17 protein-coding genes are annotated in these 15048 nt (G+C 56.8%); 15 read left to right on the top strand and 2 right to left on the bottom strand.

The annotated features are described in order from the left end of the window. Positions 1-102: 102 nt before the first annotated feature. On the bottom strand, positions 103-1446 hold the full coding sequence (locus BK659_RS19725) for an OprD family porin (RefSeq protein WP_123426648.1): 1344 nt from the start codon (positions 1444-1446) through the stop codon (positions 103-105). 926 nt (positions 1447-2372) lie between these two features. Between BK659_RS19725 and BK659_RS19730 the strand changes: the two genes are divergently transcribed. Together BK659_RS19730 and BK659_RS19735 are read left to right on the top strand one after the other, a co-directional pair. After that, the gene (locus BK659_RS19730) at positions 2373-2798 is read left to right on the top strand and encodes an HIT domain-containing protein (protein WP_123426649.1); all 426 of its coding nucleotides are present in this window, start codon (positions 2373-2375) and stop codon (positions 2796-2798) included. A gap of 3 nt (positions 2799-2801) precedes the next feature. Next, the gene (locus BK659_RS19735) at positions 2802-3008 is read left to right on the top strand and encodes a SlyX family protein (protein ID WP_123426650.1); all 207 of its coding nucleotides are present in this window, start codon (positions 2802-2804) and stop codon (positions 3006-3008) included. 87 nt (positions 3009-3095) lie between these two features. On the opposite strand, the gene BK659_RS28175 is transcribed toward BK659_RS19735, so the two are convergent. Then, the gene (locus tag BK659_RS28175) at positions 3096-3698 is read right to left on the bottom strand and encodes a cold-shock protein (RefSeq protein ID WP_123426651.1); all 603 of its coding nucleotides are present in this window, start codon (positions 3696-3698) and stop codon (positions 3096-3098) included. Positions 3699-4376: 678 nt separating this feature from the next. Here BK659_RS28175 and BK659_RS19745 point away from each other — a divergent pair. The 13 genes from BK659_RS19745 (at position 4377) to pal (ending at position 15046) form a co-directional block, all read left to right on the top strand. Continuing rightward, the gene (locus BK659_RS19745) at positions 4377-4712 is read left to right on the top strand and encodes a ribbon-helix-helix domain-containing protein (RefSeq protein ID WP_123426652.1); all 336 of its coding nucleotides are present in this window, start codon (positions 4377-4379) and stop codon (positions 4710-4712) included. Between the two features lie 179 nt (positions 4713-4891). Next, positions 4892-5113, top strand: coding sequence for an FmdB family zinc ribbon protein (locus BK659_RS19750; protein ID WP_010457489.1), 222 nt, complete (start codon positions 4892-4894; stop codon positions 5111-5113). Between the two features lie 83 nt (positions 5114-5196). Next, positions 5197-6972, top strand: a complete 1776-nt coding sequence (gene aspS / locus BK659_RS19755; protein WP_071553664.1) for an aspartate--tRNA ligase — start codon at positions 5197-5199, stop codon at positions 6970-6972. Between the two features lie 129 nt (positions 6973-7101). Continuing rightward, a complete protein-coding gene (locus BK659_RS19760; RefSeq protein ID WP_123426653.1) occupies positions 7102-7848 on the top strand; it encodes a YebC/PmpR family DNA-binding transcriptional regulator in 747 nt (248 codons plus the stop codon). 190 nt (positions 7849-8038) lie between these two features. Next, entirely contained in the window at positions 8039-8563 is a 525-nt protein-coding gene (ruvC, locus tag BK659_RS19765) for a crossover junction endodeoxyribonuclease RuvC (RefSeq protein ID WP_123426654.1), read from the top strand. Between the two features lie 118 nt (positions 8564-8681). Beyond that, positions 8682-9290, top strand: a complete 609-nt coding sequence (ruvA, locus tag BK659_RS19770) for a Holliday junction branch migration protein RuvA (RefSeq protein ID WP_123426655.1) — start codon at positions 8682-8684, stop codon at positions 9288-9290. Next, entirely contained in the window at positions 9291-10352 is a 1062-nt protein-coding gene (ruvB, locus tag BK659_RS19775; RefSeq protein WP_123426656.1) for a Holliday junction branch migration DNA helicase RuvB, read from the top strand. A 138-nt stretch (positions 10353-10490) separates the two neighbouring features. After that, positions 10491-10958, top strand: a complete 468-nt coding sequence (gene ybgC / locus BK659_RS19780; protein ID WP_123426657.1) for a tol-pal system-associated acyl-CoA thioesterase — start codon at positions 10491-10493, stop codon at positions 10956-10958. Continuing rightward, positions 10948-11643: a protein TolQ gene (gene tolQ, locus BK659_RS19785; protein WP_123426658.1), complete on the top strand. Its 696-nt coding sequence runs from the start codon at positions 10948-10950 to the stop codon at positions 11641-11643. The genes ybgC and tolQ overlap by 11 nt, the downstream gene beginning before the upstream one ends. A gap of 23 nt (positions 11644-11666) precedes the next feature. Next, positions 11667-12119, top strand: coding sequence for a protein TolR (tolR, locus tag BK659_RS19790; RefSeq protein WP_185015429.1), 453 nt, complete (start codon positions 11667-11669; stop codon positions 12117-12119). Further along, positions 12119-13198 carry a cell envelope integrity protein TolA gene (gene tolA / locus BK659_RS19795; protein ID WP_123426660.1) on the top strand — a complete coding sequence of 360 codons (1080 nt, stop codon included), beginning with the start codon at positions 12119-12121 and terminating at the stop codon, positions 13196-13198. Before tolR ends, tolA begins: the two co-directional genes overlap by 1 nt. A 29-nt stretch (positions 13199-13227) precedes the next feature. Beyond that, the gene (tolB, locus tag BK659_RS19800) at positions 13228-14496 is read left to right on the top strand and encodes a Tol-Pal system beta propeller repeat protein TolB (protein WP_221178162.1); all 1269 of its coding nucleotides are present in this window, start codon (positions 13228-13230) and stop codon (positions 14494-14496) included. A gap of 52 nt (positions 14497-14548) precedes the next feature. Then, complete coding sequence (pal, locus tag BK659_RS19805) at positions 14549-15046, top strand: peptidoglycan-associated lipoprotein Pal (protein WP_123426662.1); 498 nt, start codon at positions 14549-14551, stop codon at positions 15044-15046. Positions 15047-15048: the final 2 nt, after the last annotated feature.

Below are 15048 nucleotides of genomic sequence, written 5' to 3' on the forward strand. Positions count from 1 at the left end.
GATTTTCTAGGAAGCCCGGCGTGGACTCAAATGCTTAAGTGAACAGCATTACATCAGTGATGGGCCTTTTTTATATCAAGCGAACAACTGTAGTCGTAGCGATTACAGGATGTTCAGCGGGTACTCGGTGATCAGGCGGAACTCGTTGATGCTGCCTTCGCCCGAGTCGTCATTGTTAGCTCTGTGCCAGGCTTGGCGTGCACGGAAGGACAGGTCTTTGAGAGGACCGGCCTGAACAACGTACTTGGCTTCCAGGTTGGTTTCGAAGTGCTTGCCATCTTTGCCGTACTGACCAACATACTGGCCGTCAGGATCAGCATGAGTACCGTCGATGCCTTGGCCGTGGACATAACGAGCCATGAAGCTCAGGCCTGGTACGCCGTATTCAGCCATTTTCAGGTCATAACGTGCCTGGACGGATTTCTCACCAGGACCGTTAAAGTCAGAATACTGGATGGAGTTGGCCAGGAAGATCGAATCGCCACCACGGTCTTGGCGATCGCCCACACCGATGTAGTCGAATGGTGTATCACCGTGTACCTGTTGGAATGCCAGGGTAAAGGTGTGCGCCTTCAGGAAAGAGTAGGCAGCCGCCAGCGAGTAGGCAGTGTTGTCGATCTTGCCTGCTTTCGCTGCGCCGGTGTCAGTTGTGTGATAGACGTTGACGTCGAAGTTCAGGGACTGGTCAGTCGCCAACGGAAGGGTGTAGTTCGTGTTGGCGTAGTACTGATTCCAGGTGTCCTTGAGCTTGGCACCGTAGAGGGAAACGCTCAGGTTCTCATTGATGCCGTATTTGCCACCCAGATAATCGGCGGACTCTACGGTGGTGCCCGCATATGCAGTCCGGAGATTGCCCTGCATCGTCATCTGGTCCTGGCTGCTACCAGCATAGAAGTGACCGGCTTCGAGATCGAGGTCTTTGACTTCGCTGCTCTGCAGTTGGAAACCACGAGCGGTCTGCTGGAACAGGCGGCTGCCACCGAGAGCGAATACTGGAGCAGTGGTAGGCGTCTGGTCACCAAATTTCAGCTCGGTTTTGGAGATGCGAACAGCTACTGCCGCGCCTGCTTTACCCATGCTGTCGTTGACGTGTTTATTATTGGCGCTGTCCACGGAGTAGCTCATGTTACCCGTGCCAGCATGCCCGTCTGAACCGTCCAGTTTAAAGCCGGCATCGCCGAAGCCTTCGACACGAACACCAACAGTACCTTGGGTGTAGCCGGAACTGAATTTGCCCAGTACGCCTTGGGTCCAGTCGATCTGGTCATTGCCGCCTTTGTTGTCACGGTTGAAGTAGTAGTTCTTCAGAACCACGCCAGCCGAGGCGCCTTCAACGAAACCTTTTGCGTCAGCCTGGTCGGTTACAAACGGGTCGGCCATAGCGACTTGGGTGCCGGTAGCTGCAGTAACAGCCAGGGCGATCATGCTCCACTTCATCACGCGCATCGTGATTTGCTCCTTTGGTTTTTAGAAGAGTACTGCCGTCCCACCTGATTTATTATCTGGGCGGCTCTTTCTTTTTGTGTCGGCGCAAACTTATATCACGCCGACAATGTTGGCGATACTTGCGTATCTAACCTTTCAGCTTCTTTACGGCCCTGTCGCAAAATGCGCGTTAGAGGTCGCAAATCAACAATTTTTATCCATTCGGACTGACTACTTCAGCGTTGTTTTCCAAGGCTTCAGCATCAGAAAAAAGAAATCCCTGTCGTACACTTGAATCTCCCTGGGCAGCCATGCCGCTATTGTTATGAGCCTTAAGGTTCCCCACTTCCCGCGGATGCCTTATAGACGATGTGTGAATGAATGCAACAAGCGTGCACAAATCGGCTATTTGTTGCCGTTTTTTTCAAAATCCCCGGTATTGATTACCGAAACCGCATGAAACCGGGGCTTTCAAGGTCGATTTGTTTGGACTTGACTCCATGGTTCTTCTGGTGTTGCACCACGAAGGAGCATGGGTAGCAGCACAAAAATGTTACTGGTTCACCCTCGCGAGTGAGTAGACGGCGGATGCTCGACGGTTTTAGCGTAGACGCACTGTGCCGATTTGGTGCAAAACTTTTTCAAGGCTGTACGAAATTTATACAGTGACGCCTCGAAAGCAGGTCCGCATTCGCGGATAGGTCGTTGATTTTTTGACGAAGTCCATGGCTCCAGTTCTGATTTGGTGCGGCGATGAAAAAAATGTTCGGTGTCAGGGCGTTCGCGTGTTGAACGTTTTTTCTGGTCGCCAGGCTCAGGGTGTACAGCAGGTTTTTTCGCCGTGATCCGTGGGGCGTTCGCGGGTATGCTGCTGGTATGTTGCTGGCGATCAGCCTTCGGGGCTGGGCGCTAAACTGAATCTTATGAACGGTACGGGAGTGTGTGCGGTGTTCGCTTTAGATCCACGACTTGAACAAGACACCCTGCCGATTGGGGATTTCCCTCTAAGCCGGTTGTTGCTGTCCAATGATTCGAATTACCCCTGGTTCATCCTGGTGCCGCGTCGTGAGGATGTCAGCGAGTTGTTTCAACTGGATGTCACCGACCAGTTGCAATTGTGGCGGGAAACAACAGAGTTGGCTGAAACGCTCAAGGATTCGTTCGACGCCGACAAGTTGAATGTCGCGACCCTGGGTAATGTGGTTAGTCAGTTGCACATGCATGTCATTGTGCGCAAGCGCGATGATGCCGCCTGGCCAGCCCCGGTCTGGGGCAAACACCCGGCCAAACCTTACAGTGCCGAAGAAGTGGCAGTAATTCGCGAACGGCTGCGTTTGGTTTTGACCGATGACTTCACGTTTCTGGAGGGCTGAATCATGAGCCTGGAAGAACGCGTTACCGAGCTGGAAAGTCGTCTGGCGTTTCAGGATGACACTATTGAAGCAATGAATGATGTGCTGGTGACGCAGCAGCGAGTGGTCGAACGCTTGCAGTTGCAAATGGCCGCGTTACTCAAGCGCCAGGAGGAGATGGTCGGTCAGTTCGAGTCTTTCGAAGAAGAGGCTCCGCCACCGCATTACTGAGTACTGGTTGCGGCAACGATTCGACAGGCAATAAAAAACCGCGATGCGCTTTGGCTGCATCGCGGTTTTTTTATTGCGCTACTGAAATCAGCGACGCGGCAAAGCCGCGATCACATCTTCAGCTTGCAGGCCCTTGTCTCGGTTCATGACGGAGAACTCCACGCGCTGGCCTTCGACCAGTACGCGGTGACCTTCGCCACGGATTGCACGGAAGTGCACGAAAATATCGTCTCCGGAGTCACGGGAAATGAAGCCGAAACCTTTGGAGGTGTTGAACCACTTGACGGTGCCGGTATCACGATTGGTCATGTCGTAATTTTGCGTAGCGGCGGCAGGAGAGGATTTATAGAAGCTGATTGCCAGGTGCAGAGCGACGGCAATCAGGGCGACGACGAGGCTAAGCAGAACTGCAGGCTGACCACCAATGACCGGCATCGGAGCGAGGAGTGTCAGGGTTTGCAGGACAACGGCAAGCACCAGCAAGGCGCTGACCAGATTTTGCAGTTGGTGACGAGGACCTTTGTTCCAGTAAGGAATCACGGGAGCGAGGGTCAGGTTGAGCAAGCCGAAGAACGCCAGGTACAGCGCGTCAGGTTGTTGCAGGTAAGGTACGGCTTCGGTTCGCAAGCTAGGGATGAAGGACAGCAGCAGAGCCGCTGCGCCCGTTAGCAGGTGGACGATTTTCAACATTTTGATTAACTCACGTTAAGACGGATCACAAGGAAGAGCTGATTGAGCACGGTTCGCTTCTGAACAATGGGAGGCGCTGGACACGTACCCGGTATCAGCCTATGCGCTGCGCCCAGGGAAATAGAGGCAGCGACACGCTCTCTATTTAACAGCAAAGCCCAGACCTTCTCAAATCAAGCGCAGGCAGCGCGGGAAGGGACGGATCGATGGTTTGCGTGACGTTGTCCGCAGGTGTCACCCGAAGGCCCGATCCAGAGCCTGTCGCGGGCAAACGAGGCGTCTTGATTTCGTGGGGGTTATGGGCGTCGGACACAATTTGTCGCAGGTGCTTGCGTGATCCCAGGCTGCGAGGTGGGCCTCAGTAATGCTGTCCATGCTGATGGTTTCCGGACGGCGCCATCAGCGCGTTCCCCATCCTTGGAGCGCAAGGCTCCTCTGATGGGGCGATGTCCGAGCCTTTTGCGGCTTCTTTCGCGCTGAGGTTTTGACTTTTCCTGCGCTGGAATCCTGCTTTATAGATGTCTGTAGGACCGTGTTAATGGTCTCCCTGCTGTTGTTGGCTTGTCCTACGTTGATGGTCATAAAGTCATCTGGATAATCACCATCCGCTTGCGTTTCTATAAGGAAATAGAGGGTTGCTCTTATTGAAATCAAGTATGACAAAGGAGTGTCAACGGTATGGTTCAAGAAATAGTGCAGGGCGTTCGGGAGGCCGCCAGGTTTCCAGATGTAAAAATAGATCCTTTTGTTCGGGAGTTTGATATGGGGTTGGCGCGCCCATTGTCCCGGTCAGTGCGTTTGAATGGTTTCGCCACCTGTTTACGGCTTGAGCAGGTCTATTGGGACATTCTGGCCAAGATGGCGAAAATCAATTGTTGTTCGGTGAGCGCTTTGCTTTCCTATGTCGATAGAGAGGTCCATCTGCGACACGGCGGGGTAAAGAATTTCAGCGGGCTGGTCCGGGTGGTGTGTGTTGTACACAGCTTGAGCGAGGGCGCTGGTAGCGCTGAATGACGCGCAGTGCGTCAGCGCGATGGCGGGTGTGATCGGGTGTCGTGTCGTCAACGGATCTGGATGAGTACGCGCCTGTGCCGTGTTACGGCTGCACAGGCTCGATTTAATGGATATAATCCCGCCCTTTGCCGCGAAACCCAACGTTTGCGCGGTAATAATCTGATTGCCGAGACAACCCCATGCCGATGTACGACTATCAATGTGCTTCCTGTGGTCATCAGTTGGAAGCCATTCAGAAGATCAGCGCAGCACCGTTGGTCGACTGCCCTGCCTGCCAGGCACCCGAGCTGAAAAAAATGCTGTCCATGCCAGGTTTCCGCCTCAGCGGCACCGGCTGGTACGAGACCGACTTCAAAACCGGTTCGAAGAAGAATCTGGCCGGCGGCGACAAAGCTGACTAAGTTGAACGACACGCGTGAGCTCTTGCATCATCTGCGCAAGGCCTCCAAACGAATTTCGAATTACGAGAAGTGAAACCACTACCATGATGCGCAGCCATTATTGCGGCCAACTGAACGAAAGCCTGGAAGGTCAGGAAGTTACCCTTTGCGGATGGGTCCACCGTCGTCGTGACCACGGCGGGGTGATTTTCCTCGATATCCGTGATCGTGAAGGCCTGGCCCAGGTGGTGTTCGATCCGGATCGCGCCGAAACCTTCGCCGCCGCCGACCGTGTGCGCAGCGAATACGTGGTCAAGATCACCGGTAAGGTGCGTCTGCGTCCGGCCGGCGCCGGGAACGCCAACATGACTTCGGGCATGATCGAAGTACTGGGCTACGAGCTGGAAGTATTGAACGAAGCGGAAACCCCGCCGTTCCCGCTCAACGAGTTCTCCGACGTTGGCGAAGAAACCCGCCTGCGTTATCGCTTCATCGACCTGCGTCGTCCGGAAATGCTCGAGAAGCTGCGTCTGCGTTCGCGCATGACCACCAGCATCCGTCGCTACCTGGACGAGAACGGCTTCCTCGACGTCGAGACACCGATTCTGACCCGCGCTACCCCGGAAGGTGCGCGTGACTATCTGGTGCCGAGCCGTACTCACGCCGGCAGCTTCTTCGCCTTGCCGCAATCGCCGCAGCTGTTCAAGCAGCTGCTGATGGTTGCCGGCTTCGATCGTTACTACCAGATCGCCAAGTGCTTCCGTGACGAAGACCTGCGTGCCGACCGTCAGCCGGAATTCACCCAGATCGACATCGAGACCAGCTTCCTCAACGAAGCCGAGATCATGGGCCTGACCGAAGGCATGATCCGCAACCTGTTCAAGGAAGTGCTGGGTCTGGAGTTCGGTGAGTTCCCGCACATGACCTGGGACGAAGCCATGCGTCGTTACGGTTCCGACAAGCCGGACCTGCGTAACCCGCTGGAACTGGTTGACGTTGCCGACCAGCTCAAGGAAGTCGACTTCAAGGTCTTCAGTGGCCCGGCCAACGACCCGAAAAGCCGTATCGCCGCTCTGCGCGTTCCGGGCGGGGCGAGCATGCCGCGCAGCAAGATCGACGACTACACCAAGTTCGTCGGCATCTACGGTGCCAAGGGCCTGGCGTACATCAAGGTCAACGAGCGCGCGAAGGGCGTCGAGGGGCTGCAATCGCCTATCGTCAAAAATATCCCTGAAGCCAACCTCAATGTGATCCTCGATCGCGTTGGCGCGGTTGATGGCGACATCGTGTTCTTCGGCGCCGACAAGGCCAAGATCGTCAGCGAAGCGCTGGGCGCACTGCGGATCAAGGTCGGTCACGACCTGAACCTGCTGACTTGCGAGTGGGCACCGATGTGGGTTGTCGACTTCCCGATGTTCGAAGAGAACGACGACGGCAGCTTCACCGCCTTGCACCACCCGTTCACCGCACCGAAGTGCACGCCAGAAGAGCTCGAAGCCAACCCGGCGACCGCTCTGTCCCGTGCCTACGACATGGTGCTGAACGGCACCGAGCTGGGTGGCGGTTCGATCCGTATCCACCGCAAGGAAATGCAGCAATCGGTCTTCCGTCTGCTGGGTATCAGCGAAGCGGAACAGGAAGAGAAATTCGGCTTCCTGCTCGACGCCCTGAAATACGGCGCACCGCCGCACGGTGGCCTGGCCTTCGGTCTGGACCGTCTGGTGATGCTGATGACTGGCGCCCAGTCGATTCGTGAAGTGATCGCCTTCCCGAAAACCCAGAGCGCTGCCTGCGTCATGACTCAGGCACCTGGCCTGGTCGATGCCAAGGCGCTGCGCGAGCTGCACATTCGTCTGCGCGAACAGCCTAAGGCTGAGTAAGACTGAGCACCTTGGCGCATCGTTCGATGCGCCAGGGCGTCAGATCCAGATTGTGTTGCCCGCTCGCCTTCATGGGTGTGCGGGCATTGTTTTAAAGAGAGTTGTTTTAAAGAGAATTCGGAGCGAGTTATGGCGGGTCATTCCAAGTGGGCGAACATCAAGCACCGCAAAGAACGTCAGGATGCCAAGAAGGGCAAGATTTTCACCAAGTGGATTCGTGAGCTGACCGTCGCGGCCCGTCAGGGTGGCGGTGATCCGGGTTCCAACCCGCGTTTGCGTCTGGCGTTGGACAAAGCCCTTGGCGCCAACATGAGCCGTGACATCATCGATCGCGCTGTGGCCCGTGGCGCCGGCGCTGCCGACACCGATGACATGGTCGAGTTGAGCTACGAAGGCTATGGCCCGGGCGGCGTAGCGGTGATGGTCGAGTGCATGACCGATAACCGCAATCGCACCGCAGCAGCTGTCCGTCACGCGTTCAGCAAATGTGGCGGCAACCTGGGGACCGACGGTTCGGTGGCCTACCTGTTCGAGCGCAAGGGGCAGATTTCCTTCGCGCCGGGCGTCGACGAAGACGCGCTGATGGAAGCGGCCATGGAAGCCGACGCCGATGACGTGGTCACCCACGAAGACGGTTCGATTGACGTGTTCACCTCGTTCGCTGGCTTCTACTCGGTGCGTAATGCCCTGGAAGCGGCCGGGTTCAAAGGTCATGACGCAGAAATCGTCATGCTGCCGACCACCAGTGCCGAACTGGACCTGGAAGGCGCGGAGAAAGTCCTCAAGCTGATCGACATGCTCGAAGACCTGGATGACGTGCAGAACGTTTATTCCAACGCGGACATTCCGGAATCGGTGGCCCAACAGCTCGGTTGAAGGGCGACGCAGATCTAGTGTGGGAGCCGGGCTTGCCCGCGATGACGTCGGCAGGCTCGACATTGATGTTGAATGTTCTACCGCTATCGCGGGCAAGCCCGGCTCCCACAGGGTTCTCTGTAGGGCTACAAAATGTGCGCCCGACACAGCCTGTTCCATGCTGGCCTCACTCTCTAAACCCGCAGGCGTTATGACTTTAATTCTTGGTATCGACCCCGGTTCACGCATTACCGGTTATGGCGTGGTACGCGATACCGGCCGTGGCTGCGTGTACGTGGCCTCGGGCTGTATTCGTACCGGCAGCGGCGAGTTACCTGAGCGCTTGCAAATTGTTTATCGCGGTGTGCGCGAAGTCATTCAGACCTACGGTCCGGTCACCATGGGGATCGAAAAGGTCTTTATGGCCCGCAATGCCGACTCGGCCCTGAAGCTCGGTCAGGCTCGCGGCGCCGCCATCGTCGCCGGTGCCGAAGAAAGCCTGGAAATTGCCGAATACACCGCAACCCAGGTCAAACAGGCAGTGACCGGAACCGGTGCGGCAAATAAAGAGCAGGTGCAGATGATGGTCATGCACATGCTGAAACTGACCAGCAAGCCGCAAATCGATGCCTCGGACGCCCTGGCAATCGCCATTTGTCATGCTCACACCCGTTCCAGTCTGTTACCCCATGGTCTGGGCACGGCTCGCAGTCGCGGCGGTCGCCTTCGCCTCTGATCTGATAGCATCAGCCCACTCATTTTGTCCGTTGAGCGTTTTGCGCCTGTTTTGTCGGCAGCCACGCTCACTTTGGTACTCGTCAGCCAGTTCTGGCCAACGCTTAAGGATTTGAAACGTGATTGGACGTTTGCGCGGCACCTTGGCTGAGAAACAGCCGCCGCACCTGATTCTGGATGTAAACGGCCTGGGCTATGAGCTGGAAGTGCCGATGACCACGCTCTATCGACTGCCGTCGGTCGGAGAGACGATCGCCTTGCACACCCATTTGGTCGTGCGCGAAGACGCCCAGTTGCTCTACGGTTTCATTGGCAAGCGTGATCGCGATTTTTTCCGTGAGCTGATCCGCCTCAATGGCGTGGGCCCCAAGCTGGCGTTGGCCTTGATGTCGAGCCTTGAAGTCGATGAACTGGTGCGCTGCGTGCAGGCGCAGGACACCTCGGCGCTGACCAAGGTGCCGGGCGTCGGCAAGAAGACTGCCGAGCGTTTGTTGGTGGAACTCAAGGATCGCTTCAAGGCCTGGGAAACCGTGCCAAGTATGTTCGCATTGGTACCGAACCAGCCGGATGCACCGATGCCGGTGGTCACCGCCGAAAACGATGCGGTGAGCGCGCTGATTTCCCTTGGCTATAAGCCGCAAGAGGCCAGCAAGGCGATTTCTGCCATCAAGGAGAAAGGTTTGAGCAGTGAAGACCTGATTCGTCGCGCCCTGAAGGGAATGATTTAAGTGATTGACGCTGATCGTCTGATCGCCGCCACGGGTGGCCCCCGTGACCGCGAAGAAGTCCAGGACCGCGCGATTCGTCCCGTCAGCCTGGCCGAATACATCGGCCAGCCGACCGTTCGCGAGCAGATGGAGTTGTTCATCCAGGCTGCCCGTGGACGCAACGAGTCCCTCGATCACACGCTGATCTTCGGTCCGCCGGGGCTGGGTAAAACCACCTTGGCCAACATCATTGCCCAGGAAATGGGTGTGTCGATCAAAAGCACCTCGGGGCCGGTCCTTGAGCGTCCGGGTGACTTGGCGGCGCTGCTGACCAACCTCGAACCTCATGATGTGCTGTTCATCGATGAAATCCACCGGCTGTCACCGATTGTCGAAGAAGTGCTGTACCCGGCCATGGAAGACTTCCAGCTCGACATCATGATCGGTGAAGGGCCGGCGGCGCGTTCGATCAAGCTCGACCTGCCACCTTTCACGCTGGTTGGTGCTACCACCCGCGCCGGGATGCTGACCAACCCGTTGCGTGACCGCTTCGGTATCGTTCAGCGCCTGGAGTTCTACAACACCGCGGATCTGGCGACCATCGTCAGCCGTTCGGCGACCATTCTCGGTTTGCCGCTGGACCCGGAGGGCGCCTTTGAAATCGCTCGTCGAGCCCGTGGTACGCCGCGTATTGCCAACCGTTTGTTGCGTCGGGTGCGCGATTTTGCCGAAGTCCGGGCAAAGGGGCATATCACTAAACCTATCGCCGATCTGGCGCTGAACCTGCTGGACGTTGATGAGCGTGGCTTCGATCACCAGGACCGGCGTCTGCTGTTGACCATGATCGAGAAGTTCGATGGCGGTCCGGTCGGGGTGGACAGTCTGGCGGCAGCGATCAGCGAGGAGCGACACACCATCGAGGACGTGCTTGAACCCTATCTGATTCAGCAAGGCTATATCATGCGGACCCCGCGTGGACGGGTAGTGACCCGGCATGCGTACCTGCATTTTGGTTTGAATATACCGTCGCGATTGGGTGAGATGCCCGTGGTAGACGAGTTTCTTGATGCAACAGACGAATGACGACCTCTGTGTGCTGATTTATTTCGGCTTTGTGTGGTCCTAGGGGACTGCAATTGCCGATCTTTCGCACGAAAGTCGTTCGAGAATGAAAAACAGTTGCCTGGCCGGATTGGCAACCTGAGGAGTAAGCACTAGAGTATGCGCGCGCAAAACGGGCTGGAGTCGTTCGCACATCGTTGTCGCGTTTATTACGAGGACACCGATGCCGGCGGCATCGTGTATTACGTTAATTACCTCAAGTTTATGGAGCGGGCTCGAACCGAGCGGCTACGAGAACTGGGCTTTGCCCAATCGCAGCTGGCAGGGGAGGACCTGTTGTTCGTCGTGCATTCCAGCGAAGCGCGCTATCACGCGCCGGCGCGACTGGACGACGAGCTTCTGGTAAGTGCTGAAGTAATCGAATTGAACCGTGTCAGCCTGCGCTTTAAACAGCAGGTCAGGCGAGCCGCGGATAACGTACTGCTCTGCGAAGGGCAGTTTTTGGTGGCCTGTGTGCGCACCCATAGTTTGAAACCCCGGGCCATTCCCGAAGCTCTACGTGCGGCCTTTGCCGACGAGAGCGGCGCGGGTACACACTCAGAGCAGGAGATAAAGCGTGGAAGCTAACGTCGTCGACCATACCTCCATGTGGAGCCTGGTCAGCAATGCCAGCGTTGTGGTGCAGTTGGTAATGCTGATCCTGGTAGCCGCATCGGTGACCTCGTGGATCATGATTTTTCAGCGCAGCAACCTGCTGCGCGCCGGTCGCCGTGCCCTGGAGAGCTTTGAAGAGCGCTTCTGGTCGGGTATCGACTTGTCCAAACTCTACCGCCAGGCCGGTAGCAACCCTGACCCGGATTCTGGTGTAGAGCAGATCTTCCGCGCCGGTTTCAAGGAGTTCTCCCGTCTGCGTCAGCAGTCCGGCGTTGATCCGGAAGCGGTCATGGAAGGTGTGGCGCGCGCCATGCGCGTGGCCATTTCCCGCGAAGAAGAAAAGCTCGAACAGAGCCTGCCGTTCCTTGCCACCGTCGGCTCCGTCAGCCCGTACATCGGTCTGTTCGGTACGGTCTGGGGCATCATGAACTCCTTCCGTGGTCTGGCGGCTGCCCAGCAAGCGACCCTGGCCACCGTGGCTCCAGGTATCGCCGAAGCACTGGTCGCGACCGCTATCGGTCTGTTCGCAGCCATTCCAGCGGTAATCGCTTACAACCGTTTCGCCGCTCGCAGCGAAACCTTGCTCGGCCGTTACTACACCTTCGCCGATGAGTTCCAGGCGATCCTGCACCGCAAAGTGCACACCAGCGAAGAATAAGCAGGTAATTCCCAATGGCTTTAATCGCTCGAGCTCGCAAAAAGCGCAAGCCGGTTGCCGAGATGAACGTGGTGCCTTACATCGACGTGATGCTGGTACTGCTGGTCATCTTCATGGTGACCGCACCGATGCTCAATCAGGGCGTGAAAGTTGATCTGCCCAAGGTTTCCAGCGAAGCCTTGCCGCAAGACAACAACACCCAGGTCCTGACCATTTCGATCAAGTCTGACAAGACCTATTACTGGAACCTTGGCAGCGAAGTCGACACCGAGAAGCAGCAGGACAGGGCCATGACCCTGCCGCAGATGACTGACGCGGTGACCAAGATCATTCGTGTTGGCAACGATAACGGCAAGCGTACTCAGGTCTTCATTCGCGGTGACAAGACCGTCGACTACGGCTCCGTCATGGGCGCCATGGGTGGATTGCAGAAAGCCGGGGTCGGTAATGTTGGCTTGATTACCGAGGCGCCCTGATGCAGCAACAGCGAGAGCCGACAGCCTCGGAAAGCTACTTCTGGCCTAGTGTCTGGGCGATTGGCCTGCACGTGCTGGTGTTTGGCATGCTGTTCGTCAGTTTTGCCATGACCCCGGAACTGCCGCCGGCCAAGCCGATTGTCCAGGCGACCCTGTACCAGCTGAAATCGAAAAGTCGGGCGACCACCCAGACCAATCAGAAGATTGCGGGTGAAGCGCAGAAATCTGCTGCGCGCCAGACCGAAGTCGAACAGATGGAACAGAAAAAGGTCGAGCAGGAAGCGGTGAAGGCTGCGGAACAAAAGAAAGAAGAGGCTGCTCAAAAAGCCGAGGAAGCCAAGAAGGCCGACGAGTCGAAAAAAGCGGACGAGGCGAAAAAGGCTGATGAAGCCAAGAAAGCCGATGAAGCGAAGAAGACCGCCGAAGCCAAAAAGGCCGAACAGAAACAATTGGCTGATATAGCCAAGAAGAAGGCCGAAGAAGAGGCCAAGGAAGCCGCTGAAGCAGAGGCCAAGAAAGCGGCCGCTGAAGCAGCGAAGAAAAAGATAGTCGAAGACGCGAAGAAGAAAGCCGCGGAAGACGCCAAGAAGGTAGCTGAAGCGGACGAGGCGAAGAAGAAAGTCGCCGAGGATGCGAAGAAGAAAGCTGCTGCCGATGCTGCGAAGAAAAAGTCGCAGGAAGCCGCGCGTAAATCTGTCGAAGAGAAAAAGGCTCAGGCCCTGGCTGATTTGCTTTCCGACAAGCCGCAGCGTCAACAGGCCTTGGCGGATGAGCAGGGTGATGAAACTGCGGGCAACTTCGATGATCTGATTCGTTCGCGAGCCTCTGAAGGTTGGGCGCAGCCGCCGTCGGCACGCAAGGGCATGAAAGTGATCTTGCAGATCAACATGTTGCCTGATGGAACGATCTCCGGAGTTTCGGTAGCTCATTCCAGTGGTGATGTGCCGTTCGACAGTTCTGCGGTAGCGGCAGTAAAAAATATTGGTCGTTTGACCGAAATGCAGGGTCTGAAACCAAGTGATTTCGCTCCCTATCGTTCATTCAAGATGACATTCACACCTGAGGATCTAGCCTTGTGAGAAACCTTCTTCGAGGACTGCTTGTCGTCATGTTCTGCTTTGCAGGACTGGCTACAGCGGATGAAAAAAATATCCTGGTCAGCAGTGGTAGCTCCCAGGCAACCCCGATTGCCGTCGTACCGTTCGGCTTGCAGGGCGGTAGCGTCCTGCCGGACGACATGGCGGAAATCATCGGTAACGACCTGCGTAACTCGGGTTACTACTCGCCGATTCCCAAGCAGAACATGATCAGCCAGCCGACTCAGGCCAGCGAAGTCATCTACCGCGACTGGAAGGCCCTGGGCGCCCAGTACATCATGGTCGGCAGCATCGTTCCGGCGGGCGGTCGCCTGCAGGTGCAATACGCCCTGTTCAACGTCGCCACCGAGCAGCAAGTGCTGACCGGTAGCGTGTCGGGCGGCGTCGATCAACTGCGCGACATGGCGCACTACATTGCCGACCAGTCGTTCGAAAAACTCACCGGCATCAAGGGTGCGTTCTCCACGCGCCTGCTGTACGTGACGGCTGAGCGTTTCTCCGAGAAAAACACTCGTTACACGCTGCAACGTTCCGACTATGACGGCGCCCGCGCAGTGACCCTGCTGCAATCGCGCGAGCCGATCCTGTCGCCGCGTTTCGCACCCGATGGCAAGCGCATCGCCTATGTGTCGTTCGAGCAGAAGCGTCCGCGCATTTTCATGCAGAACATCGACACCGGTCGCCGTGAGCAGATCACTAACTTCGAAGGCCTGAACGGTGCTCCAGCCTGGTCGCCGGATGGTTCTCGCCTGGCTTTCGTGCTGTCCAAGGACGGTAACCCGGATATTTACGTGATGAACCTGGCTTCGCGCCAGATCAACCGCGTGACTGCAGGTCCTGGCATCAACACCGAACCGTTCTGGGGTAAAGATGGTTCGACCATCTACTTCACCTCCGACCGTGGCGGCAAACCACAGGTTTACAAAACCAGCGCAAGTGGCGGCGGTGCTGAGCGCGTGACCTTTATCGGTAACTACAACGCCAACCCGAAATTGTCAGCTGACGAGAAGACGCTTGTCATGATTCACCGTCAGGATGGCTTCACCAATTTCAAGGTGGCGGCTCAGGATTTGCAGCGCGGTAGCGTAAAAATCCTGACAGATAGCACTCTAGACGAGTCGCCTACTGTTGCGCCCAACGGCACCATGGTAATCTACGCCACCCGCCAGCAGGGCCGGGGAGTCTTGATGCTCGTGTCCATTAATGGACGCGTAAGGCTCCCGCTTCCTACCGCTCAAGGCGAAGTCAGAGAACCTTCCTGGTCCCCTTACCTGAACTGACGCGGCGCTACACGTTTTACTTAACACATTGGGGTTCATTAGGAGTTTCACGATGGAAATGCTGAAGTTTGGTAAGTTTGCTGCGCTGGCCCTGGCCATGGCTGTAGCTGTAGGTTGCTCGTCCAAAGGCGGCGACAACGCCGGTGCAGGCGCTGTTGATCCAAACGCTGGTTACGGCGCTAACACTGGTGCTGTTGACGGCTCCCTGAGCGAAGAAGCTGCTCTGCGCGCAATCACCACCTTCTACTTCGAATACGACAGCTCGGACCTGAAGCCAGAAGCCATGCGCGCTCTGGACGTTCACGCCAAAGACCTGAAAGCAAACGGCGCTCGCGTTGTTCTGGAAGGCAACACCGACGAACGTGGTACTCGTGAGTACAACATGGCACTGGGCGAGCGTCGTGCGAAAGCCGTTCAACGCTACCTGGTACTGCAAGGTGTTTCCCCAGCTCAGCTGGAACTGGTTTCCTACGGCGAAGAGCGTCCAGTTGCTACCGGCAACGACGAGCAGTCCTGGGCTCAAAACCGTCGCGTCGAACTGCGTAAGTAATT

This window comes from Pseudomonas brassicacearum (assembly GCF_003732225.1).
GTDB classification, from domain to species: Bacteria; Pseudomonadota; Gammaproteobacteria; order Pseudomonadales; family Pseudomonadaceae; genus Aquipseudomonas; species Aquipseudomonas brassicacearum_E.

Excerpts from the sequence above, each read along its gene's own strand:
- BK659_RS19725 (WP_123426648.1), bottom strand. The coding sequence starts at position 1,446 with ATGCGCGTGATGAAGTGGAGCATGATCGCCCTGGCTGTTACTGCAGCT.
- BK659_RS19735 (WP_123426650.1), top strand. The coding sequence starts at position 2,802 with ATGAGCCTGGAAGAACGCGTTACCGAGCTGGAAAGTCGTCTGGCGTTT.
- BK659_RS28175 (WP_123426651.1), bottom strand. The coding sequence starts at position 3,698 with ATGTTGAAAATCGTCCACCTGCTAACGGGCGCAGCGGCTCTGCTGCTG.
- BK659_RS19745 (WP_123426652.1), top strand. The coding sequence starts at position 4,377 with ATGGTTCAAGAAATAGTGCAGGGCGTTCGGGAGGCCGCCAGGTTTCCA.
- BK659_RS19750 (WP_010457489.1), top strand. The coding sequence starts at position 4,892 with ATGCCGATGTACGACTATCAATGTGCTTCCTGTGGTCATCAGTTGGAA.
- aspS (WP_071553664.1), top strand. The coding sequence starts at position 5,197 with ATGATGCGCAGCCATTATTGCGGCCAACTGAACGAAAGCCTGGAAGGT.
- BK659_RS19760 (WP_123426653.1), top strand. The coding sequence starts at position 7,102 with ATGGCGGGTCATTCCAAGTGGGCGAACATCAAGCACCGCAAAGAACGT.
- ruvC (WP_123426654.1), top strand. The coding sequence starts at position 8,039 with ATGACTTTAATTCTTGGTATCGACCCCGGTTCACGCATTACCGGTTAT.
- ybgC (WP_123426657.1), top strand. The coding sequence starts at position 10,491 with ATGCGCGCGCAAAACGGGCTGGAGTCGTTCGCACATCGTTGTCGCGTT.
- tolA (WP_123426660.1), top strand. The coding sequence starts at position 12,119 with ATGCAGCAACAGCGAGAGCCGACAGCCTCGGAAAGCTACTTCTGGCCT.
- tolB (WP_221178162.1), top strand. The coding sequence starts at position 13,228 with ATGTTCTGCTTTGCAGGACTGGCTACAGCGGATGAAAAAAATATCCTG.
- pal (WP_123426662.1), top strand. The coding sequence starts at position 14,549 with ATGGAAATGCTGAAGTTTGGTAAGTTTGCTGCGCTGGCCCTGGCCATG.